19 protein-coding genes are annotated in these 19948 nt (G+C 68.6%); 5 read left to right on the top strand and 14 right to left on the bottom strand.

Annotation, left to right across the window (positions count from 1 at the left end):
- Positions 1-46 precede the first annotated feature (46 nt).
- From ACZ6DL_RS06790 to ACZ6DL_RS06735, 12 genes are all read right to left on the bottom strand, one after another.
- Complete coding sequence (locus ACZ6DL_RS06790; RefSeq protein ID WP_466049466.1) at positions 47-193, bottom strand: hypothetical protein; 147 nt, start codon at positions 191-193, stop codon at positions 47-49.
- Between the two features lie 293 nt (positions 194-486).
- A complete protein-coding gene (locus tag ACZ6DL_RS06785) occupies positions 487-1323 on the bottom strand; it encodes a mycofactocin-coupled SDR family oxidoreductase (protein WP_466049464.1) in 837 nt (278 codons plus the stop codon).
- A 73-nt stretch (positions 1324-1396) separates the two neighbouring features.
- The gene (locus ACZ6DL_RS06780) at positions 1397-2674 is read right to left on the bottom strand and encodes a cytochrome P450 (protein ID WP_391463696.1); all 1278 of its coding nucleotides are present in this window, start codon (positions 2672-2674) and stop codon (positions 1397-1399) included.
- A gap of 117 nt (positions 2675-2791) precedes the next feature.
- Positions 2792-3466: a hypothetical protein gene (locus ACZ6DL_RS06775; protein WP_466049462.1), complete on the bottom strand. Its 675-nt coding sequence runs from the start codon at positions 3464-3466 to the stop codon at positions 2792-2794.
- Positions 3467-3523: 57 nt separating this feature from the next.
- A complete protein-coding gene (locus ACZ6DL_RS06770) occupies positions 3524-4822 on the bottom strand; it encodes an MlaD family protein (protein ID WP_466049460.1) in 1299 nt (432 codons plus the stop codon).
- Entirely contained in the window at positions 4819-5922 is a 1104-nt protein-coding gene (locus ACZ6DL_RS06765) for an MlaD family protein (protein ID WP_466049458.1), read from the bottom strand. Before ACZ6DL_RS06765 ends, ACZ6DL_RS06770 begins: the two co-directional genes overlap by 4 nt.
- Positions 5919-7019: an MCE family protein gene (locus ACZ6DL_RS06760; RefSeq protein WP_466049456.1), complete on the bottom strand. Its 1101-nt coding sequence runs from the start codon at positions 7017-7019 to the stop codon at positions 5919-5921. The genes ACZ6DL_RS06765 and ACZ6DL_RS06760 overlap by 4 nt, the downstream gene beginning before the upstream one ends.
- Positions 7016-8071 carry an MCE family protein gene (locus ACZ6DL_RS06755; RefSeq protein WP_466049455.1) on the bottom strand — a complete coding sequence of 352 codons (1056 nt, stop codon included), beginning with the start codon at positions 8069-8071 and terminating at the stop codon, positions 7016-7018. The genes ACZ6DL_RS06760 and ACZ6DL_RS06755 overlap by 4 nt, the downstream gene beginning before the upstream one ends.
- 4 nt (positions 8072-8075) lie before the next feature.
- Positions 8076-9113, bottom strand: coding sequence for an MlaD family protein (locus ACZ6DL_RS06750; protein WP_466049453.1), 1038 nt, complete (start codon positions 9111-9113; stop codon positions 8076-8078).
- Positions 9110-10378 (bottom strand): MlaD family protein, encoded by a 1269-nt coding sequence (locus ACZ6DL_RS06745; protein ID WP_466049452.1) that lies wholly within the window; start codon positions 10376-10378, stop codon positions 9110-9112. The genes ACZ6DL_RS06750 and ACZ6DL_RS06745 overlap by 4 nt, the downstream gene beginning before the upstream one ends.
- Positions 10375-11229: an ABC transporter permease gene (locus ACZ6DL_RS06740; protein ID WP_393230061.1), complete on the bottom strand. Its 855-nt coding sequence runs from the start codon at positions 11227-11229 to the stop codon at positions 10375-10377. The genes ACZ6DL_RS06745 and ACZ6DL_RS06740 overlap by 4 nt, the downstream gene beginning before the upstream one ends.
- On the bottom strand, positions 11229-12119 hold the full coding sequence (locus ACZ6DL_RS06735) for an MlaE family ABC transporter permease (protein ID WP_466049450.1): 891 nt from the start codon (positions 12117-12119) through the stop codon (positions 11229-11231). Before ACZ6DL_RS06735 ends, ACZ6DL_RS06740 begins: the two co-directional genes overlap by 1 nt.
- A gap of 719 nt (positions 12120-12838) precedes the next feature.
- Between ACZ6DL_RS06735 and ACZ6DL_RS06730 the strand changes: the two genes are divergently transcribed.
- The gene (locus tag ACZ6DL_RS06730; protein ID WP_466049449.1) at positions 12839-13447 is read left to right on the top strand and encodes a TetR/AcrR family transcriptional regulator; all 609 of its coding nucleotides are present in this window, start codon (positions 12839-12841) and stop codon (positions 13445-13447) included.
- 20 nt (positions 13448-13467) lie between these two features.
- Here ACZ6DL_RS06730 and ACZ6DL_RS06725 read toward each other — a convergent pair whose 3' ends face one another.
- Positions 13468-14070, bottom strand: coding sequence for a hypothetical protein (locus ACZ6DL_RS06725; RefSeq protein ID WP_466049447.1), 603 nt, complete (start codon positions 14068-14070; stop codon positions 13468-13470).
- A gap of 328 nt (positions 14071-14398) precedes the next feature.
- Positions 14399-15121: an enoyl-CoA hydratase/isomerase family protein gene (locus ACZ6DL_RS06720; protein WP_466049445.1), complete on the bottom strand. Its 723-nt coding sequence runs from the start codon at positions 15119-15121 to the stop codon at positions 14399-14401.
- Positions 15122-15213: 92 nt separating this feature from the next.
- On the opposite strand from ACZ6DL_RS06720, the gene ACZ6DL_RS06715 reads away from it, so the two are divergent.
- From ACZ6DL_RS06715 to ACZ6DL_RS06700, 4 genes are read left to right on the top strand one after another with little or no spacing between them, the layout of a single operon-like run.
- Positions 15214-16773, top strand: a complete 1560-nt coding sequence (locus ACZ6DL_RS06715; RefSeq protein WP_466049443.1) for an AMP-binding protein — start codon at positions 15214-15216, stop codon at positions 16771-16773.
- A gap of 38 nt (positions 16774-16811) precedes the next feature.
- On the top strand, positions 16812-18005 hold the full coding sequence (locus ACZ6DL_RS06710; RefSeq protein WP_466049442.1) for an amidohydrolase family protein: 1194 nt from the start codon (positions 16812-16814) through the stop codon (positions 18003-18005).
- Positions 18002-19429 carry a FadD3 family acyl-CoA ligase gene (locus ACZ6DL_RS06705; RefSeq protein WP_466049441.1) on the top strand — a complete coding sequence of 476 codons (1428 nt, stop codon included), beginning with the start codon at positions 18002-18004 and terminating at the stop codon, positions 19427-19429. The genes ACZ6DL_RS06710 and ACZ6DL_RS06705 overlap by 4 nt, the downstream gene beginning before the upstream one ends.
- Positions 19430-19489: 60 nt before the next feature.
- Entirely contained in the window at positions 19490-19942 is a 453-nt protein-coding gene (locus ACZ6DL_RS06700) for a MaoC family dehydratase (RefSeq protein WP_062967614.1), read from the top strand.
- Positions 19943-19948 lie beyond the last annotated feature (6 nt).

The raw sequence follows: 19948 nt of genomic DNA, 5'->3' as shown, positions 1-19948 counted from the left end.
GCGTTCGTCGCGTCTTCGCCCGGGCCGGCCCCGGGCCGGGTATGGGTCATCTGGTTCCTTCCGGGATGAAGCCTTCCAGCCACCAGGTCGCCCCCGCCGCCGCGATGGCTTCGACCGTGGCACAGGCCGCCTCGGGGCGGTCGGCGGGCGTCCGGCTGGTGATGACGACGTCGCACGCCGACCCGTCGTCCAACCGCTCGGCGACCCCACGGGCTCGGCCGGTTCGCCCCAGGTGCCGTACCCGGCCTCGAGAGTGAAGCCGAGTCCGGCGCCGAACACCAGGCGGCCGCGGGAGAGCCGGTCCAGCGAGGTCGTCTGCCGTGCCAGCGTGCCGGGGCGGCGGCGCGCGACCACCCGGCCTCCTCCGCGCATCGAGCCAGGTCGGCGACCTGACGCGGTTCGGCGAAGTCGCCGAGGCAGGGCGAAGAGGCCGTGTCGCAAACCGTTCTCACCCCCGGGCGTAGCCGTGTGACGGGCAGCCGCCTTTCACTTGAGCATGCTGCCCGCGTCGATCGGCAACGGAACACCGGTGACGAAACGGGACTCGTCCGAAGCGAGATAGAGCACCGCGTTGCTGATGTCGACCGGCTCCACCCACGGGATCGGCAACGTGTGGAACATCCGGCAGATCGGCTCGAGATCGGCGGGGCCCGGATTCTCCAGATCGGGGCGGAACAGCTTGAAGGTGCCCTCGTTCATCACCATCGGCGTATTCACGTGCGTCGGATGCACCGAGTTGACCCGGATCGAGTGGTGGCCGAGTTCCACGGCGAAGGTTCGCATGAGACCGACGACGCCGTGCTTCGCGGCGACGTAGTGACCCACGTTCGGGTACGCCTTGAGGCCGCCCACGGAGCTGGTGAGCACGATCGAGCCGCCACGGCCGCCCGCGATCAGATGCGGCGCACCGGCTTTCACGGTCTTCCACACGCCGCCCAGGTTGACGTCGATCATGTCGTCCCACAGGTTCTCCTCGAGGTCGAGCAATTGCCCGCCCTCGTTGCCGATACCCGCGTTCGCGACGATGACGTCCAGCCGTCCGAGCTGCTCGACGCCGCTGTCGACGGCGGTCTTCAGCGCGGCGAAGTCGCGCACGTCCACCTCGGCGGTGAACACCCGCCTGCCTTCGGCTTTTACCAAATCGGCGGTGGTCGCCAGATCCTCGGGGGTGGACATCGGGAAGGGCACGTTGTCGAGCTGCTCGCACACGTCGACGGCGATGATGTCGGCGCCTTCCTGCGCCAGCCGCACCGCGTGGCTGCGGCCTTGGCCACGCGCAGCACCGGTGATGAACGCGACCTTTCCTTCGACCCGTCCGGTCATGGTTACCTCTATTCGTTGTTCCGCCGAAACGGCTGGTTCGTGAGATCGCCCGAGAGCGGGGAGTCACCCCTGCTCAGGAGTTGGGCGTGAAGGTGATGTGCAGGTCGGTGAGCCCGCGCAGGATGTAGGTAGGCTCGTAGCTGTAGCGCCGCTCCCCCGCCGGGCCATGGCGTTCCTCGTCGATGGTGATGTCCAGCATCCGGTCCAGGATGCGTTCGATCGACACGCGCCCTTCGACCCGAGCCAGCGGGCCGCCGGGGCAGGAGTGCACCCCGCGCCCGAAGGCCATGTGTTCGCGGAAATTCGGCCGGTCCAAACGGAATTCGTGCGGATTCTCGAACCGCCGCGGGTCCCGGTTGGCCGCGCCGGGGCAGAACATCACCGTCGAGCCCACCGGGATGTCGACATCGCCGATGGTCGTCGCGCGCTTCGCCAGGCGGAAACCGCTCTTGACCGGCGAATCCATCCGCAGCGACTCCTCGATGAACACCGGAATCAGGCTGCGATCCGCGCGCAGCCGCTCCTGCACCTCGGGATGGTCGCCCAGCACCCGCAGGGACGCTCCAAGCAACTTCGCGGTGGTCTCCTGCCCGGCGGCGAACAAGAAGGTCGCCGAGCGCACCACATCGATGACCTCGGGTGTGGAGCCGTCCGGGTACTTCGCCAGCGCCAGCGACGTCAGGACGTCGTCGCGCGGCTCGCGCCGCCGATCGCTGATGTATGCACCGAATTTCTCGTCCAGCCACTCCAGCGGATTGCTCGACACGACCTCTTTGTCCAGCGCGCCGACCCGCGACCCCGGACGCTCGGCGCCCAAGGCGATGCGGAAGTCCTCGTGGTCCTCCTCCGGCACGCCCAGCATGTCGGCCACGACCAGCAACGAGAACGGCTTGGCGTATTCGGCGAGGAATTCACACCGCCCGCGCTCCAGGAATTCGTCGAGCTGGCGGTCGGCCAACCGCCACATGAAGTCCTCGTTCTCCTTCAGCCGCGCCGGCGTCAGCAACCGGTTCAGCAACGACCGCGCGTAGGTGTGCTGCGGCGGATCCATCGTCACCATGTGCTCGAACATCGGCAACTGGCTGCGGTGCTGTTCGAGCAATTCGGTGAGGTCGTCGCCCTGGACTTCGAACGGCAACGGCGGGAACGGACCTCCCACGGCGATCGCGGAGGAGAAGACCTCCGAGTTCTTCAGCACCTCCGTCGACTCCTCGTATCCGGTCACCGCGTACACCCCGTACCGCGATTCCCGCGTCACCGGGCACTTGGCCCGCAGGTGATCGAAGTACGGATGCGGATCCGGTACGACGGCCGGATCGGTGAAGTAGTCGACCGAATCGAAGTCAGTCATCGAGAGCACTCCTGAGTGATAGAAGCTACTTAGCGAAAGGATAACATTATTCTCTTCTGAGGCGAAGATCATTCTCACGCGGCCGCGAAGAGATTCACTCGCGCGGTGGAGCGGGGATCAGGGCAGGTAGACCCGGCTCGCCAGCCAGCGGCCTCCGACGAGTTCCATGGTCATCTCGACCCGGCTGCGATCCACTCGCGGATCCGCCGAGGCGGAATTGGTCACCGTCTGATCGATGAACAGCAGGACCTCGACTTTCGTCTCCGTCGCCGACTTGACCGCGGCGTCGAGCACCGTTCCCTTACCGGTCGCCTTGTTCTCCAGCAGCAGCTGGCGCAACTGGCCGCTGGAGCGGGTGTACATATCCCGGAACTCGCCCGTCGCGCCGTCCAGTACGGCGGCGAAATCACGGTCGAGGGTGCCCGAGTCCACGCTGGTCAGCGTCATGGCATACGAGCGGGCCGCGGAAAGCCCGGCCGCCGCCGCGGCGTCCACGTCGCGTTCCTTCTTCAGCTGCCAGCCCAGGACGGCCGCCGCCGCTATGGCGGCGACCGCGACGGCCGCGGTGACGGGCAGCAGAGCTCGCCGGATCAGCGGGGTCACGCGCGACAGCAGGCCCGGTCGCGCGGCCGCCCTCGGCTCCCGTTCGGCGGCGTCGCCGTCGGCGGGCTGCTCGGCCGGAGCCGAATCCGTCACCGCGGCCTTCTCCTCGGCCGGCTCCTCGGCCTCGTCCGGGGCGGTCGACAGCTTCTGCTCGGTCGCTACCGAGGTCGCGGTATCACTGTGGCTCATGATGACTCCTCGCTTGTGGTGGGTGTGCACTGTCAGGCCGGCCGTGGCCGCGGCCGGTCATCGCCGCGGCGCGGGCGGCGGGGGCGGCAGCGGCGGTCCCGCGAACGTGAGTGGAAGCGACAGCGGCCCGATCGGGGTGGGGGTGGCCTGCCGGTCGGCACGCACGCCCGGCGGCGGGCCGTCCGGGATCTCCTCTCCCGCTGGACGTGGCGCATTGCGCGCGCCGCGGATCAGCACCGAGGGATCGTGGTCGGGACACGACGTGTACAGATAGGGCTCCGGGAAGTCCGGCAAGGACGGCGGGCGGCGCGGCAGGTCGTAATCACAGCTGCGGCGCGGGTACAGATTCACCAGTCCCCAGACGCCGCCGTCGTGGAACGCCACGCCTATCGCGTCCAGCGTGGAACCGGCGCGCTCGGTCGGGAAGAAGAACTCCTGGAGAGCGGGCACTCGCTTGGATGTCGTGTCCGCCACCACCGCCGAGTTCTCCAGCAGCGCGGCGCCCGCGCCCGAATTCTCCGCGAGCACCGCGTCGAGCGCACGCAGGGTTCCCGGTGCGGCGCCGAGCAATTCGGCGTAACCACCGGACTTCTTCTCGACGCCGCTCAGCAAGGCATTCGTGTTGCCCGCGAACTCGATCAGACCCGGCCCGAAATCACGGATGGTCGCGAGCACCGACCGGCTGTCCCGCAGCAGGCTCACCGTCTGCGGGAGCACCGAATCCAGTGTGGAGACCAGGAATACGCCGCCGTCGAGGATTTCGGCGAGCTTGCCAGGCCCCGCCGGGCTCACGCCGAGCTCGTCCACGATGGCCGCCAGCTGGGCGGGATCCACTTGGGCCAGTGCCGAATCCAGTTCGGAGAGCGTCTTCCACAGCGGCGTCGGCGTCGTGGTGGCCTCGACGGCGATCTCCGCGCCGTCGGTGAGGTACGGCCCGCCATCACGGGTGGGGCGGAAGTCCAGGTATTGCTCGCCGGCCAGGGACAGGCTCGCCACGCGCACCTCCCCGTCGGCGGGCACCCGGATGTCCGCGTCCACGGCGGCGACCGCGACCAGCCCGGTGCCGGTCAGCTCCACCGATTCGACCCGGCCGATCGGTACTCCGCGCAAGGTCACCTGCCGACCGGCCAGCAGTCCGCCGGAGTCGGCGAGGTGCACCCGCACCGTGATCGTCGCTGCCGCCGGATCCACGCCGAGCGCGCCGAACACCAGATAGCCGACGCCCACCGCCAGGGTGAGCACCAGCGCGCCCGCGGAAAGGCCCGAGCGCCTGGATCGTCCCGCGCGCACGACCGTCACCAGCACGCGCGCCGGAAGGTCCAGCGCCGCCGCGCGCAGCCGGGCCGGTGTGCTCATCGGCCGGTTCCCGTCACCCGTTGCTGGAGCTTCAGCAGTGTGTAGGTGAGGGTGCCCACGAACGCTTCCCAATCCCGCGCGTCCGGCAGGCGGCTGGCCGGATCACCGGGATGGTTCGGGTCCGGCAGGACGCCGAGCGCCAGATCCCGCATGTCGGCGTCGACGCTCGCCGAGGTGCTGCTGGTCACGGCGATGACCGGTCCGAGCATCGCGTTCATCGCCGCCACGCTCGCGTTCGGGTCGGTCGCGGCGGCGTTCAGTTCCGCGGCGATCCGGTTGATGTCGGCGACCATGCCGGTGGTGGCGGCGCCGTTCAGCCCGGGCAGCTTCTCCAGCTGGCCGCTGATCTGATCCACCCGCCGGACCAGTGCCAGCGCTTGCCGCGCGTTGTCCTGCAGCGTGGTCAGCGCCGGGCCCGCCGCGAAGACCACGTCGTCGATGGTGCGACGCTGGGCGTGCACCTGCCGGGTGAGCTCGTCGATCTGGGCGAGGGTGGTGCGGATGTCCTCCGAGCGGGCGGCCAGCGCCCGCACCACTCGGGTGGACTGCTCGATCAAGGCGCCGACCCGCTCGCCGCGGTCGCCGACCGCTTGCCCGAGTCCGTTGACGAGAGTGGTGAGATTGCGGATCGCGCCACCGTTCACCAGCAGCGCGGCTGTGGTCAGCAACTCCTCGATGGTCGCGGCGGCAGCCGTGGCATCCCGGGGGATGCTGTCCCCGTCACGCAGGGCGGGGGTCGCGGGTGTGGCGTCCGGCGGCGGCGTCAGCGAGACGAAGACATCGCCGAGCGGGGTGGCGGTGCGCAGCTCCGCGCGCGTCCCGAGCGGCAGGACCACGCCGTGGTCGATGCCCATCGTGACGACGGCGGTGAAGTCGCGCACCGCCATGCCGGTCACCTCGCCGACATCTGCCCCGGAGAGCCGGACTTTCGCCTTGGCGGGCAGGTTCAGCGCGTTGGCGAAGTCGGCGTGGACGGTGTACTTCGCGCCGCCGACGCCGGGCGCGGGCAACGGGAGGTCCTCCAGCCCCACCGAGCACGCCGTCGTCGCCAGCACCGCGCCGAGTGCCGCGGCGCGCATCCCGAATCTCCAGTTCGTCATCGCGGCAACCTCGACATCGCGTCGAGCATGTCGGTGATCCCGAAGTCCGGACCGAAGTCCTGCAAAGTTCCGGTCGCACAGCCGAGTTGGCGCAAGCCCAAGATGTTGCACACCTCTTTGACGAGCTGACCGTCGAAGAACACCTTGTCCAGCAGTGCGTGCACCCGCACCCCGCGATACGGGAAATCGACCGCGTTGTACGCGTTGTTCAGCAGCAGCGGCGTCACGTCGATGAACTCGGCCAGCTCACGCCGGTAGTCGGCGAGCGCGCGCGTCACGGTGTTCGCGTCGGCCACCGTGGACCGGATGCTGTCCGCGTTGTGTGTGAGCAGATCGTTCGCTTGCAGCAGGATCTGGTTGATCTGCGCGCCCGTCTCCCCCGCGCCGATGTTCAGATCGGCCAGCGCATCGCCCAATTGTGCGGTGGCGCCGCCGAATTCACGGATCACACCTTCGTTGTCGGCGGCGGCGCGCGCCAGGACGGCCAGTTGGTCCACGATCCCGGTGATCGCGTCGCGGACCTGCGCGCCGCCGTCGTCACCCAGGCGCACCGCGTCGGCCAGTTCGTCCATGGTCCGGCGCAGTTGCGGGCCGCTGCCGGTAGTGATCGCCGCGGACACGCCCAGCAGCTCGGCGATCGGACCCTCACCGGGCCGTGCGCCCTGCAATCGACCGCCCATTCGGTCGGCGGCCCCCAGCAGGCGGTCGAACTCGACCGGCGTCCTGGTGCGATCGAGTCCGATCCGAGCGCCGTCGGCCAGGGTGGGGCCGCCCTGGTAGGCCGGCGTGAACTCGACGTGGCGGTCGGTGAGGACCGAGGTCGACAACGTGACGGCCTTCGCGTCGGCCGGGATGTCGACGTCGGCGTCGATCCGCATGGTTACCTCGACGTGCGAGCCGTGCGGATGCACCGCGGTGACCTCACCGACCGCCATGCCGAGTACGGCCACCGCGTTGCCGACGTACAGGCCGGCCCCGTTGTCGAACGCGGCGGTCACGGTCGTGCCGGTGTCGCCCGCCGCGTCACCGGCACATCCGGCCGACGCGACGACCAGCAGCACCGCGCCGAACCGGACCAAGACTGATAGCGCTCTCATCGGCAGTCCTCGAAATAGGGCGGGAGGTCGATTCCGGGGGCACGGCTGCTGATGGCGCACATCCAGGAGTCGATCAGCGGGCCTGCCGGCGCGGTGAAGTCGACTTCGTTCGCGGTGCCGGAGGCGTTGGCGAAGTTGCGCACCGGGACGGGCAGGATTTCCAAGGTGCTCCGCAGCAGTTGGTCGTTGCGGGCCAAGCTGCCGAGCAGTCCGTTCAAGCCGGTGATCAGTTCCTCGAGCTTCGGCCGGTCGTCGACGACCAGCACGCGCAGCTGGTCGGCGAGGCGGCGGGTGCCGTCCATCAGCCGCTCGATCGCATCGCGGCGGGCGACGATCTCGCCGAGCAGGTCGCGGCCCTGCGCCGTGATCGCGGCCAGGTCGGCGCGCTGCTCGGTGACCACCGTGGTCAACCGCTGCGTCCCCGCCAGCAGCGCGCCCAGCTCGCCGCGGCGATCGCCGATGATCGTGGCAAGCGCGCGCATGTTCTCCAGCAGTCCGGGCAGCACCGCGGGCACCCCGTCCAACTGGGTGGCGAGACTGTCGAGCGACTTGCTGATCTGCTGCGCGTCGATCTGCTCGAAGGTGACCGTGGCGTTCTCCAGGGCCTGCTGCAGGTCATAGGGAACGGCGGTGTGGCGCAGCGCTATCCGTCGTCCCGGCAGTACGCCCTGCCCGGCGGGCCGCAGCTCCACGTAACGGGCGCCGAGCAAGGTGGTCAGCTTGATCGCGGCGCCGGTCTCCGCCCCGAGCGCCACGTTGTCGTCGACCGCCAGCGTGACCACCACGTGGTCGCCGGCCAGTCGTTGCGCCTCGACGACCCCGACCGGCACACCGGCGATGGTGACCGAGTCGCCCGGGCGGATGCCCGCCGCCTGGGCGAATTCCACCTCGTAGGAGACCCGGCCGACGCCGAGCGCGTTGAACCCCAGCGCGGCGGCCAGGACGGCCAGCAGCACCGCGAGCGCCAGCACGCCGAGCACACTGCGCCGGTGCGACTCGATCGGCTGCCGTAACGTCCGAATGGTTTGTGCGGCGAACTCTTTCGATTTCATACTGTCACCTGCAGATCGGTGATTGCTGGGGCTGCCCGGTCGCGGACGCGAGCCCCACGATCGTGGGCACGAGCGTGGCGAGGCTCGGGATCAGGTCGACGCCGAAGTTGCACAGATAGGTGTCGAGATAAGCGCCTTCTTGGCTCACCCTGGCCAGGCCCTTCATCAGGGCGGGCAGGTTGAAGCCCAGGTAGGCGAAGGTTTCCTTGTTGTCCATGAAGTGCCGGGTGAAACCCGGTTCGCGATAGAGCATTTCGTCGAGTTCCGGTTGCACGCCCGCGACCACGCCCGCCATCCGGTCGGTCACGGTCGCCGCGGTGCTCAGCGTGCCGAGCAGTTCGTCGCGGTGCAGTGCCAGGCCGTCGATGACCGCGCGCGATCGCGTGATGAGCGCACTCACCTCCCCGCTGTGCACCGCGAGATCACCCACCACCTGGTTCAGGTTGGTGATGACCGCGCCCAGTACCTGATCCGGTCCGGCGAGCGACCGAGCCAGTGTCGAGACCTGCTCGATCAGCAGCACCACCGACGCGTTGTCCCCCTGCAACGCCCTGATCAGGGCACCGGTCACATTGTCGACCTGGGCGGGGTCGAGTCCGCCGAACAGCGGCTCGAATCCGTTGAGCAGCGCGGAGATGTCGAAGGAGGGTTCGGTGTGCTCGAGCCGGATCTCCCCGCCCGGCCGCAGCGGAGACGGGTCACCGAAATCGGCAGGCGAGAGGCCGAGGTACCGCTGGCCGATGACGTTCTGGTAGGTGATCGACGCCTTGGTGTTGCCGGACAGCCTCTGGGCGTCCTCGACCCGGAACCGCACCCGGGCTCGCGTGCCGTCCAGCTCGATCTTGTCGACGCGACCGACCCTGACCCCGGCCATCCGGACGTCGTCGCCCACCCGTAAGCCGCTGACGTCGCTGAACACCGCCGAGTACGGATTGGTCCCGCCGTCGATTCCGCGATCCAACGTCACGAAGGTGACCCACAGCAGTGCGACGGCGGCGGCCACGAAAAGGCTGACGCCGATCAGGGAGCGGCGATAGCTCATCGGGCACCTCCGCCGGGGAAGGGACCGTCACCCAGCAACGGCGCGAGCAGTGATTCCGCGCCGTCGGCTTCTCCGCTCAGGACGCGGCGGATCAGCTCCTGGAGGTCCGGCGGCAGATCCGGTGGGGACGGGTAGGTGCGCGGATCCATGGCCGGTGGCAGTTCCTGGGTGGGGGCCGCGGTGGGGGCGGTGCTGCAACTGGCTCCGGCCAATTCGCCGTAGCGGGGGCAGTCGGCCCTGGTGTAGGGCGTGTGCGGGGTGAACCGGAACTGGAACTTGCCGCGCCCGCGCGGGCTGTCCTGGTTCCAGAACTCGGTGAACCACAGGTCGGACAGCTTCTTGATCCGGACCACGATCGGCCCGAAAGCCGGTGAGCCGTCGGCGAAGACGTCGAGCACCGGACCCATCTGATTCACCACGGTGACCATCTGGTCGGTGCGCCGGTCCAGCGTGTCACCGACCGAGGACAGGGTCGTGCCACCTGCCGACAACAGCCCGACGAGTTGCTGGTTCTGCTCGGCGAAGGTTCGCATGGGCAGGACAGCGTGGTGCAGCGCGTCCAGCAGATCGGGCGCGGAGGCGTTCAGGGCGCGCACGGCGCCGGCCAGCACGGTCAGCGTCGGCGGCCCGCCGTCCGCGGTGAGCAGCGCGTCGAATTCCCTGGTGATGCGCTCGAGTTGCGCGCCGGCCGCGACGATGTCGGCGCCACGGCGGTCGGTCGCCGTCGCCACCGCGGCCAGCACGCCCACGGTGTTGCTCGCGCCGATCCGCGCCGCGCTCGCGATGATCTCGCGCAGTTTGGTGAGGGCGGTCTGCAGCTGCACCGTCGACAGACTGCGATCCTGGCGGATTTCGGCATGCGGGGGCAGCGCGGAGCCGGGACCGTTCTCCACCAACTGGACCGACGACACGGCGAAGACATTGCTCGGGACCACCCGCGCGGTCACCGTTCGCGGGATCCCGGCCGCGGCCGCGGGATTCAGGAGCAGCCGCACCCGGTTGGGACCGCCGGCGGCAGGCGAGACCTCGGCCACGGTGCCGACCAGCATGCCGCGGAACTTCACGTCCGACCGGGCGGGCAGCCCGTCGCCGAGTTGTTCCAGCACGGCGGTCACCTCCACCTTGTCGTCGAAGCGGCCGGTGGATTTCATCAGCAGCACCGTCACGACCGCCGTGGTGACCACGACGAGGATCAGCCCGCGCACGAGCAGCGAGATCACCGAGGGGCCGCGCCCGTCCTTCTCGAACAGGATCGACATGGTCATCCTCCGAGCCTCGCGCTGGCGCCGATGCCCCAGAGCGCAACGGTGAGCAGCAAATTGACGACGATCATCAGCGAGATCGCCGCGCGCATCGCCCGCCCGGCGGCGATGCCGACCCCTTGCGGGCCACCGGCGGCGTAGAAGCCGTAGTAGCACTGGACGGTCGAGGTGAGGATCACGAAGACGACCGCCTTGAGCAGCGAGTAGACGATGTCCGGTCCGTTGAGCACCAGTTGGAAGTAGTGCTCGTAGGTCCCCGCGGACAGCCCTCCGGACAGCCCGACCACCACGCGCACCGCGAGATAATTCACCGCGAGGCACACCACATACAGCGGGATCATCGCTAGTACCGAGGCCAGGATCCGGGTGCTGACCAGATACGGGATCGAGCGAATGCCCATCGACTCCATCGCCTCGATCTCCTCGGCGATGCCCATGGCGCCCAACTGCGCGGTGAACCGGCAACCCGCCTGGGCCGCGAACGCCAGCGAGGCCATGATCGGAGCCAGTTCCCGCGTGGAGGCGGTCGAGGCGATCAACCCGACCGTCGGCTCCATTCCGAGCAGATGCAAGGCGTTGTAGCCTTCCAGGCCCACGATGGCCCCACCGGCGGCGCCCAGCACGATGATGACGCCTGCCGTGCCCCCACCGACGACGATCGAACCGTTGCCCCACGTGACATCGGAGAGGATGCGCACGAACTCGGTTCGGTAGTGGCGCAGCATGACCGGTATCGAGAACAGTGCCCGCAGGAAGAACGTCATCATGTGCCCGAGCCGCATGACAGCGGTACCCAGCCGAGCGAGCCCGCGCAGCGCGACGCGGGTCCCCGGCGGGCGGTACGGCGCGGCCATCACAACCCCTGCCGGGGCAGCAGGATCATCGACAGCTGGGTGACGCCGACGTTCACGGTCATCAACAGCAGGATCGAGGCCACCACGGTCGAGTTGACCGAGTTGGCCACGCCGGCGGGGCCGCCCTTGGCGGACAGTCCCTTCTCGCACGCGACGACGGCCACGATGGCGCCGTAGACGACGGCTTTGAACAGTGTCAGCACCAGGTCGCTCACCGTCGCGAACGACGCGAAGGTCGTCACGAAACTACCGGGCGCCCCGCTCTGGACGAAGACGTTGAACAGGTATCCGGCCAGGAAGCCGACGAAGCAGACGACACCGGTCAGCGACACGCCCACGACCACCGCGGCGGCCAGGCGCGGGACGACCAGCCGCCGCACCACCGACACCCCCATCACCTCCATGGCGTCCAGTTCGTCCCGGATCTTCCGGGAGCCGAGATCCGCGCAAATGGCCGAGCCGACGGCGGCGGCCATGAGCAGCGCGGCCACCATCGGCGCCCCTTGCCGGATGACCGCCAGGCCGCTCGCCGCCCCCGCCAGCGAGGTGGCGCCGACCTGCCCGGCCAGCAGGCCGAACTGGATCGACAGCGTCACCCCGATCGGCAACGACACGAAGATCGTCGGCAGCACGGCCGCCGAGGCCATGAACGCGGCTTGCCGGACGAACTCGGCGAACGCGAACCGTCCGGTCACGATGTCCACGCACAGGTATTGCAGTGCGCGCACGCCCAACACGAACTGGCCGCCGACGGTTTCCAGGGCAGTGACGGGATGACGGCGCAGATAGCCCCGAAACCACGCGGTGATCTCCCGGGTCGCCGACGAGGCGCCGCTGTCGGCGGCCGCACGCGTGTTCTCGCGCGCGTCGGTCTCGCGGGAAATCATCATCGATCTCGAAACTCTTCGGGCCGGCATCCGTGGACGAGCGCGCGAGTACATCCGGAACAGGTTTATTCCACGCGAGCTCCCCGCACTGCGGTACGAGGAATGGCCGGACATTCGAACGGTCCAGTGACTGCCACGCTTCCGGAGCGTCGAGAATATGTTCCCGGGATGTCGGCTCGGCTGTCCGACTCGAATTTCGCCCCGAGTTCACTCCGGCGACGAAGCGTCACATCGCTATTGTGCGTGCCGTTACATCACGAGTCAATAGCGGGACGAACGGACTGTGGCGACTCGATCGAGCACGAAAAACCGATGAACGGCAGGATGATGAAAGCACAAATGGAGTGGCGGAGCGTCCCCACCACTCGAATCGTCAAAGTTCCGCGGAAACGGCAATTTGTTTCCGAAAACGTATTGTTTTACTCGAGTCGACGCGCGACGATATGCGCGCATGCCACGGAATCGGCGCCCCGATCGACCGCCGCTCACCGTGACCCCGTTACGAGCCTCCTGACTACCCTGCGTCCACCTGTCTCACACAACACGGCATCGGTACACCGCAGCCGGATCGACCTGCGCGGATTCGCGGTGCCGAGCGGGTGCTCAGCACCCTGCTGTGCACATGCATAGCACGACGGGGGACAATGCGTCAATAGAACCGGCTCCCGGTACTACGATACGAATTGATCCGATGACCGAATATTCCCGAAGGAGGCCGGTGGATGCCATCGTCCCGCAGGATCGGAGCACCCGACGCCAAGAATCGCGGCGTCCTGATCGACGCCGCCGAACGGCTGCTGCTGGAAGAGGGATGGGCGGCGGTGACCTCCCGCCGGGTGGCCGAGCGCGCCGGACTCAAACCGCAACTGGTGCACTACTACTTCCGATCCATGGACGAACTGCTGCTCGAAATCTTCCGGCGCCGCGCGGAGCAAGGACTCGAACTCCAGGCAGAGATGATGAAAACGGAAAAACCACTGCGCGCGCTGTGGGATTTCAGCACCGACGCGACGGCGGTGCGCTTCACCATGGAATTCGTCGGACTGTCCAATCATCGGCCCGCGATACGAGAGGCGGTGGCCGGCTACGCGGAGCGTTTCCGCAGCATCCAGACCGAGGTTTTGCAGCGAATTCTGAACGAATACGAATTCGATACCACGCGCTTTCCACCCGCGGCCATGGCGGTGCTGATGACGAGCGTTTCCCGCGTGGTCGTGCTGGAGCGGGCGCTCGGCATGTCCGGCGGCCACGCCGAAGCCTTCGAGCTGGTCGAGCGCGAGATCGACAGGCTAGAGGGCGAGCGCGGCGACACCGGGCCGGGCATCGCCTGACCGGCGGCGACCGGCCGGGTTCAGCGTGCCGGAACCAGGTCCACCTCGCAGCGGTAGGCCGGCGGCCGGAGTTCACCGGTCCGGAACGCCTCGCTCACGCCCACGGCCTCGGCGGGCAGCCCCGCCGCCGTGAGGGCGCACGACTTGAAAGCCCGCGCCGCCACACTCATCCGATGCTGCATGTGATCGACCCGGTGCTCCAGTTCGGCGGGCAGGTCCACGCCCCACAACGCGACTTCGGTGAGGCCGCGATCGAGGCAGTCGAGCACCCCGGCGCGCACCCGGCCGTCGGACCGGTAGGTCTGCGCGGCCACGGCGACGGCCGTCGGCCAGGTGTCGTGCACCGGCGTGGTCAGCGACTGTTCCAGGTCGAGCACCGTGGCGCCGAGAATCCGCAGCGGACGCACGTTCGCGTGGTCGGCGACCAGAACTGTCACCTCCCACCCGGCGGTGGTGCGGTCGAACAGCCAGCCGCCCGCGTGACGGATCACCTCGGTCGCACTCGGCGCCACGACCGCCAAGCGGTAGCGCAGCGGATGCCGCCGCGCATGGGCTCGCCAGCGTGCGACGGAGTGGAGTTCCCGAACACCTCGGTCGATGGAATCGACGGATCGTCTGACCATGGTTACCCATCCCGTAATCGAACGTGCAGTTCAGGGCAGGTCCGACCGCGACTCGCGCGAGCACACGCGGTCTCGCCGACACCGGAATCGGCGAAGCCGTGCTCGGCGGCGCCCGCACGTCGAGCCGAACGGTCGAAGCCGGAGCGGACGGCGCGCCAGGGCTGATGACGGAGCCCGTGCCGCTCCACCGGAAACCTACCGAACACACCGTAAATCGGTTCTTCCCACTGTGATAATCACCTTCCAAATTTGCACTATGTGATTTACATCACACCTGCGTCCGGGGCGGCTCACGGCCGTGCGTCACCCACCGGCGCGTGACCTGAAATCACTTGACGCGATTCATCACTCGATCGGCAGCTCGCCAGTGCTCGTCGGCCACCCAGAGCCGGGCGAACTCCGTGACAGCCTCCTCCGCGGGGACACCGCCGATCACCCGTTTGATCGCAGCGGCAGGCACGCTCGCCAGGGACCGGGCCACGGCCCGCCAGCCCTTGTCGAATCCGGCACGCGGCAGCACCTTGTCCACCAAGCCGACTCGTTCGGCGGACGCCGCGTCGAGGATGGCGCCCGAACCGGCGAGCAGCAGCGCCCGCCCCGGCCCGACCAGCCGGGTCAGCCGCTCGGCGCCACCCCACGCGGGCATGATCGCCAGCGACACCTGGTTGAACCCGATCTTGATGTCGTCGGCCGCGATCCGGATGTCCGCCGCCACCGCCACCTCGGCGCCGCCCCCGAGCGCGTGCCCGTTGAGTGCGGCGATCACCGGGCCGGGGAACGCGGCCAGCCGGTCGCAGATGCCGCGCATCCGCCGGGCCATGGCCGCGGCCTGCTCTTCGGTGCGCAGCGCGGCGAGCTCCTTCAGATCCCCGCCGGAGACGAAAGCGCGATCCCCCGCCCCGGTGATGACCAGTGCGCGGGCGGCGGCGTCGGCGGCGGCGTCGATCGCCTTCTCCAGTTCGTCCATCGTTCCGGGCGCGATGGCGTTGCGGGCGTGCGGGCGATTGATGGTGACGACCGCCAATCCCGCGTCCAGCTCGAACTCGATCATTGCTTGTTCTCCTACAGGGAAATGTGATTCTCTTATCGAGAGAACTATAGACGCACTCGCACGGCGCTCCGCCACGAGACAGGAGTTCGACGATGCGCAAGATCCCCGTCGACCTGGTCCAGCGTTACCAGGAGGAGGGTTGGTGGACCTCCGAGACGATCGGTGACCTCTTGGCAGGCGGACTGGTCGCCGCGCCCGGCACCGCGTTTCGCATCCACTCCGCGGTGCGGCCGTGGTCGGGGACGTTCGGCGATGTCGAGCAGATCGCCCGCAGGCTGGCCGCCGGGTTGCGCCGCCGCGGCGTAGGTCCCGGCGACGTGGTCGCCTTCCAGCTGCCGAACTGGATGGAGGCGGCGGCGGTGTTCTGGGCGTCGGCCTTCCTCGGCACGACGGTGGTGCCGATCGTCCACTTCTACCGGCGCAGGGAAGTCGGCTACATCCTGGCGACGGTCCGGCCGAAGGTCTTCGTGACCACCGATCGGTTCGGCAACACCGAGTTCGCCCCCGGCCTGCGCGACGCGGTCCAGATCGTCGGCGTGGTGGGCGAGGATTTCGAGGAGCTGCTCGACCCGGCGCCCATGCCGGGGACCCTTCCGGCCGACCCCTCGGGGCCCGCGCTGATCGCGTTCACCTCCGGCACCACCCGCGCCCCGAAAGGCGTGGTGCACAGCCATCGGACGCTGGGCCACGAGACCAGGCAACTGGCCGGGATGTACCCCGCCGACCGTGGCGACCAGCTCACCGGAGCGCCTGTCGGCCACTTCATCGGCATGGTGAACGCCTTCCTCATCCCGGTGCTCGACCGGGTGCCGATCAACCTGATCGATGTCTGGGATCCGGGCAGAGTGCTCGAGTTGATGCGCACCGAACACCTCACGGTGGGCGGCGGCGTGCCCTACTACGTCACCAGCCTGCTCGATCATCCGGACTACACGCCCGAGCATCTGCCCCAGCTGCGCTACGCGGGGCTGGGCGGCGCGGCGGTGCCCGCCGCGATCACCACCCGTCTGGCGCGGACCGGTATCACCGTGTACCGCTCCTACGGCAGCACCGAACACCCCTCGATCACCGGATCGCACCCGACCGCCCCCGAGGCGAAACGGCTGTTCACCGACGGCGCCCCGCTGGCCGGCGCGGAGGTGCGACTGGCCGAGGACGGCGAAATCCTCAGCCGCGGACCGGATCTGTGCCTCGGCTACACCGATCCGGAGCTCACCGCGGCGGCCTTCGACGACGACGGCTGGTACCACACCGGCGACATCGGCGTGCTGGACGCGGACGGTTACCTGACGATCACCGACCGCAAGTCCGACATGATCATCCGCGGCGGCGAGAACATCAGCGCGCTCGAGGTCGAAGAGGTACTGCTCACCCTGCCCGGCGTGACCGAGGCGGTGGCGGTCGCCGTGCCCGACGCCCGGCTCGGCGAGCGCACCGCCGCGGTGTTGCGCCTGCGGCCGGGGCGGGCCACGCCGCACCTCGACGAACTGCGAGCGCACTTCGGCGGCGCCGGACTGGCCAAGCAGAAGTGGCCGGAGGAAGTGCACGTCGTCGACGACTTCCCCCGCACCGCGAGCGGAAAGATCCAGAAGTTCGTCGTCCGCGCGAATCTGGCGGCCGCCCGGGTCGAGGGCGTTGCGGTACAACCCTGAAGAGAATAACATTCTCCTTAATCGAAAAGGAGGCTTCCATGACTGAAGTCGAGCTGCCCTACCAGCTCTTCGACGCCGACAACCACCTGTACGAGACCAAAGACGCCCTCACCAGGTACCTGCCCAAGGAGTACGAGGGCACCATCCAGTACGTCGAGATCAAGGGCCGCACCAAGATCGCGGTGCTCGGCCAGATCAGCGAATACATCCCCAATCCCACCTTCGACGTCGTGGCCCGGCCCGGCGCCATGGAGGAGTACTTCAAGCACGGCAACCCCGAGGGCAAGAGCAGGCGCGAGATCTTCGGTGAGCCGATGCGCGCGATCGAGGCCTTTCGCGATCCGGTGGAGCGCCTGAAGGTCATGGACGCGCTGCAATTGCAACGCGCGCTGATGTTCCCGACCCTGGCCAGCCTGGTCGAGGAGCGGATGCGCCACCATCCGGACCTGATCCACGCGGTGATCCACTCACTGAACCAGTGGATGCTCGAAACCTGGGGCCAAGACGGCAATTACGTGCACTCCGGCCGCATCTTCACCGTCCCGGTGGTCAGTCTGCCGATCGTCGAGAAGGCGATCGCGGAACTGGACTGGGTCGTCGAGCACGGCGCCAAGGCGATCCTGGTGCGTCCGGCCCCGGTACCCGGCCTGCGCGGCATGCGGTCGTTCGCGCTGCCCGAGTTCGACCCGTTCTGGAAGCGGGTCGTCGAGCACGATGTGCTGGTCACCATGCACTCCTCGGACAGCGGCTATTCGCGCTTCGATGCCGAGTGGGATGGCAACAGCCTGGAGATGCTGCCGTTCAAGACCAACACCTTCGCGATGACCAACCAGTGGCGGCCGGTTACCGACGCCGTCGCGTCCTGGGTCTGCCACGGCGCGCTGAACCGCTTCCCGGAACTGAAGGTCGCCGTCATCGAGAACGGCTCCTCCTGGCTGGAACCGCTGCTGCAACAGCTGTCGGACGTCTACAAGAAGGCGCCGGAGGGCTTCGGCTTCCAGGATCCGGTGGAGACCCTCAGGCGCAGCCTCTATGTCAGCCCGTTCTGGGAGGAGGACCTGCAAAGGCTGTCGAACACGATCGGCGCCGATCACGTGCTCTTCGGCTCCGATTGGCCGCACCCGGAGGGCCTGGCCGAGCCTGCGCGCTACATCAACGAGATCAAGGACATGCCGCTGGAGGATCAGGCGAAGATCATGGGCGGCAACCTGGCGCGGCTGCTGAAGGTATGACCTGGCAGACCCTCCCCGAGCTGGTCCTCGACGCGGCGGACCGCTTCGGCGACGCCGAAGCGGTCGTCGACGGGGACCTGCGGTGGGGCTTCACCGAACTCGCCGAGCGGGTGCGCCGGGCCGCGGGCGCCTTCGCCGCGGCGGGGATCGAGAAAGGCGACCGCGCGGCGATCTGGGCGCCGAACTCGGCGCAATGGATCGTCGCCGCGTTCGGCCTGCTCACCGCCGGCGGCGTCGTGGTGCCGGTGAGCACGCGCCTCAAGGCCGCGGAGGCGGGCGACATCATCCGGCGCAGCGGCGCCAAGGCGGTGCTGGTCCAGCAGGGGTTCCTCGGCGCCGACTACACCGGCGCCACCGATGTGCCCGTGATCGATGTGAAGTCGGATTTCCTGGACGGGGGCGCACCCTTCGAGCGGAACGTCGCCGGCACCGACATCGCCGACGTCGTCTACACCTCCGGCACCACCGGGCGTCCCAAGGGAGTGATGATGAATCACGCCCAGACGTTGCGCCTGTACGCGGAGTGGTGCGATCTTGCCGATCTGCGGGAAGGCGACCGTTATCTCATCGTCAACCCGTTCTTCCACACCTTCGGATACAAAGCGGGTCTGGTCGCTTCGCTCATCCGCGGCGCGACGATCCTTCCGGTGCCGGTGTTCGACGTCGATCGGGTGCTGGAGTTGGTGGCCCGGGAGCGGATCACGATGCTGCCCGGGCCGCCGACCCTCTACCACTCCTTGCTGGAGGCCGCGGGCGAGCATGATCTGTCCTCGCTGCGCGCGGCCGTCACCGGGGCGGCCGACATTCCGGTCGAACTCATCCGCCGGGTGCGCGAGGAACTCCCGTTCCAGTCGATCATGACCGGATACGGGCTGACCGAGGCGGGCACCGCGACCGCCTCCAGGCCCGGGGACACCTTCGAGCAGATCGCGACGACGGTCGGGAAGCCTTGCGACGGTGTGCGGATCCGGATCGCCGAAGACGGCGAGATCCTCGTCCGCGGTTACAGCGTGATGCAGGGCTACCTGGACGATCCGGAGGCGACGGCCGAGGCGATCGACGCCGAGGGCTGGTTGCACACCGGCGATCTGGGCAGCCTCGACACCGACGGCAGGTTGCGCATCGTCGGCCGCAAGAAGGACATGTTCATCGTCGGTGGGTTCAACGCCTATCCCGCCGAGATCGAGGGGTTCCTGCTGGAACATCCCGCGGTCGCGCAGGCCGCCGTCGTCGGCGTGCCGGACGAACGGCTCGGGCAGGTCGGCCGAGCCTTCGTGGTGACGAGAAACCCCGTCACCGAGGACGAGTTGATCGCCTGGAGCCGGGACCGGATGGCGGGCTACAAGGTTCCGCGCTCGGTGCGTTTCCTGCGCGCCCTGCCGCTGAACGCGACCGGCAAGGTGATGAAGGACCAACTGCGGTAGCTGACCCGGCGGCCCGCGCGCCGGATATCGTGCAGGCGCCGACCGCAGAGAGGATCCCGCATGACCGAGTTCCATGATTTCGACGCCCTGCGCGCCGCGGTGGGCTCCGTGCTCGGGCCCGGCGAGTGGCTCGAGATCGACCAGCGGCGCATCGACCTGTTCGCCGAGGCCACCGGCGACCACCAGTGGATTCACGTCGATCCCGGCCGCGCCGCGGACGGCCCGTACGGGGCCACCATCGCCCACGGGTTCCTCACCCTCGCGCTGCTCGCGCCGATCAGCCAGCAGCTGATGTCGGTGCGCTCGGCCCGGATGGCGATCAACTACGGGCTGAACAAGGTGCGCTTCATCAGCCCGGTCCGGGTCGGCAGCCGGGTGCGCGGCACCGTCACGCTCACCGCCGTCACCGATGTGCCCGGCGGGGTGCAGGCCGAACGCACCGTGACGATCATCGCCGAGGGCGCGGACAAGCCGGCCTGCGTCGCCGAGCATCTGGTCCGGTACCTGGCCTGAGCGGCC

The organism is Nocardia sp. NPDC041819 (assembly GCF_055590505.1).
Note: the sequence above shows the minus strand (reverse complement) of the source record. Positions and strands in the feature narration are given on the sequence as shown.

What these genes read in the sequence shown, in the direction of transcription:
- ACZ6DL_RS06785 (WP_466049464.1), bottom strand. Translation starts at nt 1,323, where the DNA reads ATGACCGGACGGGTCGAAGGAAAGGTCGCGTTCATCACCGGTGCTGCG.
- ACZ6DL_RS06760 (WP_466049456.1), bottom strand. Translation starts at nt 7,019, where the DNA reads ATGAGAGCGCTATCAGTCTTGGTCCGGTTCGGCGCGGTGCTGCTGGTC.
- ACZ6DL_RS06720 (WP_466049445.1), bottom strand. Translation starts at nt 15,121, where the DNA reads ATGATCGAGTTCGAGCTGGACGCGGGATTGGCGGTCGTCACCATCAAT.
- ACZ6DL_RS06710 (WP_466049442.1), top strand. Translation starts at nt 16,812, where the DNA reads ATGACTGAAGTCGAGCTGCCCTACCAGCTCTTCGACGCCGACAACCAC.
- ACZ6DL_RS06700 (WP_062967614.1), top strand. Translation starts at nt 19,490, where the DNA reads ATGACCGAGTTCCATGATTTCGACGCCCTGCGCGCCGCGGTGGGCTCC.
- ACZ6DL_RS06725 (WP_466049447.1), bottom strand. Translation starts at nt 14,070, where the DNA reads ATGGTCAGACGATCCGTCGATTCCATCGACCGAGGTGTTCGGGAACTC.
- ACZ6DL_RS06730 (WP_466049449.1), top strand. Translation starts at nt 12,839, where the DNA reads ATGCCATCGTCCCGCAGGATCGGAGCACCCGACGCCAAGAATCGCGGC.
- ACZ6DL_RS06705 (WP_466049441.1), top strand. Translation starts at nt 18,002, where the DNA reads ATGACCTGGCAGACCCTCCCCGAGCTGGTCCTCGACGCGGCGGACCGC.
- ACZ6DL_RS06735 (WP_466049450.1), bottom strand. Translation starts at nt 12,119, where the DNA reads ATGATGATTTCCCGCGAGACCGACGCGCGCGAGAACACGCGTGCGGCC.
- ACZ6DL_RS06775 (WP_466049462.1), bottom strand. Translation starts at nt 3,466, where the DNA reads ATGAGCCACAGTGATACCGCGACCTCGGTAGCGACCGAGCAGAAGCTG.
- ACZ6DL_RS06770 (WP_466049460.1), bottom strand. Translation starts at nt 4,822, where the DNA reads ATGAGCACACCGGCCCGGCTGCGCGCGGCGGCGCTGGACCTTCCGGCG.
- ACZ6DL_RS06745 (WP_466049452.1), bottom strand. Translation starts at nt 10,378, where the DNA reads ATGACCATGTCGATCCTGTTCGAGAAGGACGGGCGCGGCCCCTCGGTG.
- ACZ6DL_RS06750 (WP_466049453.1), bottom strand. Translation starts at nt 9,113, where the DNA reads ATGAGCTATCGCCGCTCCCTGATCGGCGTCAGCCTTTTCGTGGCCGCC.
- ACZ6DL_RS06780 (WP_391463696.1), bottom strand. Translation starts at nt 2,674, where the DNA reads ATGACTGACTTCGATTCGGTCGACTACTTCACCGATCCGGCCGTCGTA.
- ACZ6DL_RS06740 (WP_393230061.1), bottom strand. Translation starts at nt 11,229, where the DNA reads ATGGCCGCGCCGTACCGCCCGCCGGGGACCCGCGTCGCGCTGCGCGGG.
- ACZ6DL_RS06765 (WP_466049458.1), bottom strand. Translation starts at nt 5,922, where the DNA reads ATGACGAACTGGAGATTCGGGATGCGCGCCGCGGCACTCGGCGCGGTG.
- ACZ6DL_RS06755 (WP_466049455.1), bottom strand. Translation starts at nt 8,071, where the DNA reads ATGAAATCGAAAGAGTTCGCCGCACAAACCATTCGGACGTTACGGCAG.
- ACZ6DL_RS06715 (WP_466049443.1), top strand. Translation starts at nt 15,214, where the DNA reads ATGCGCAAGATCCCCGTCGACCTGGTCCAGCGTTACCAGGAGGAGGGT.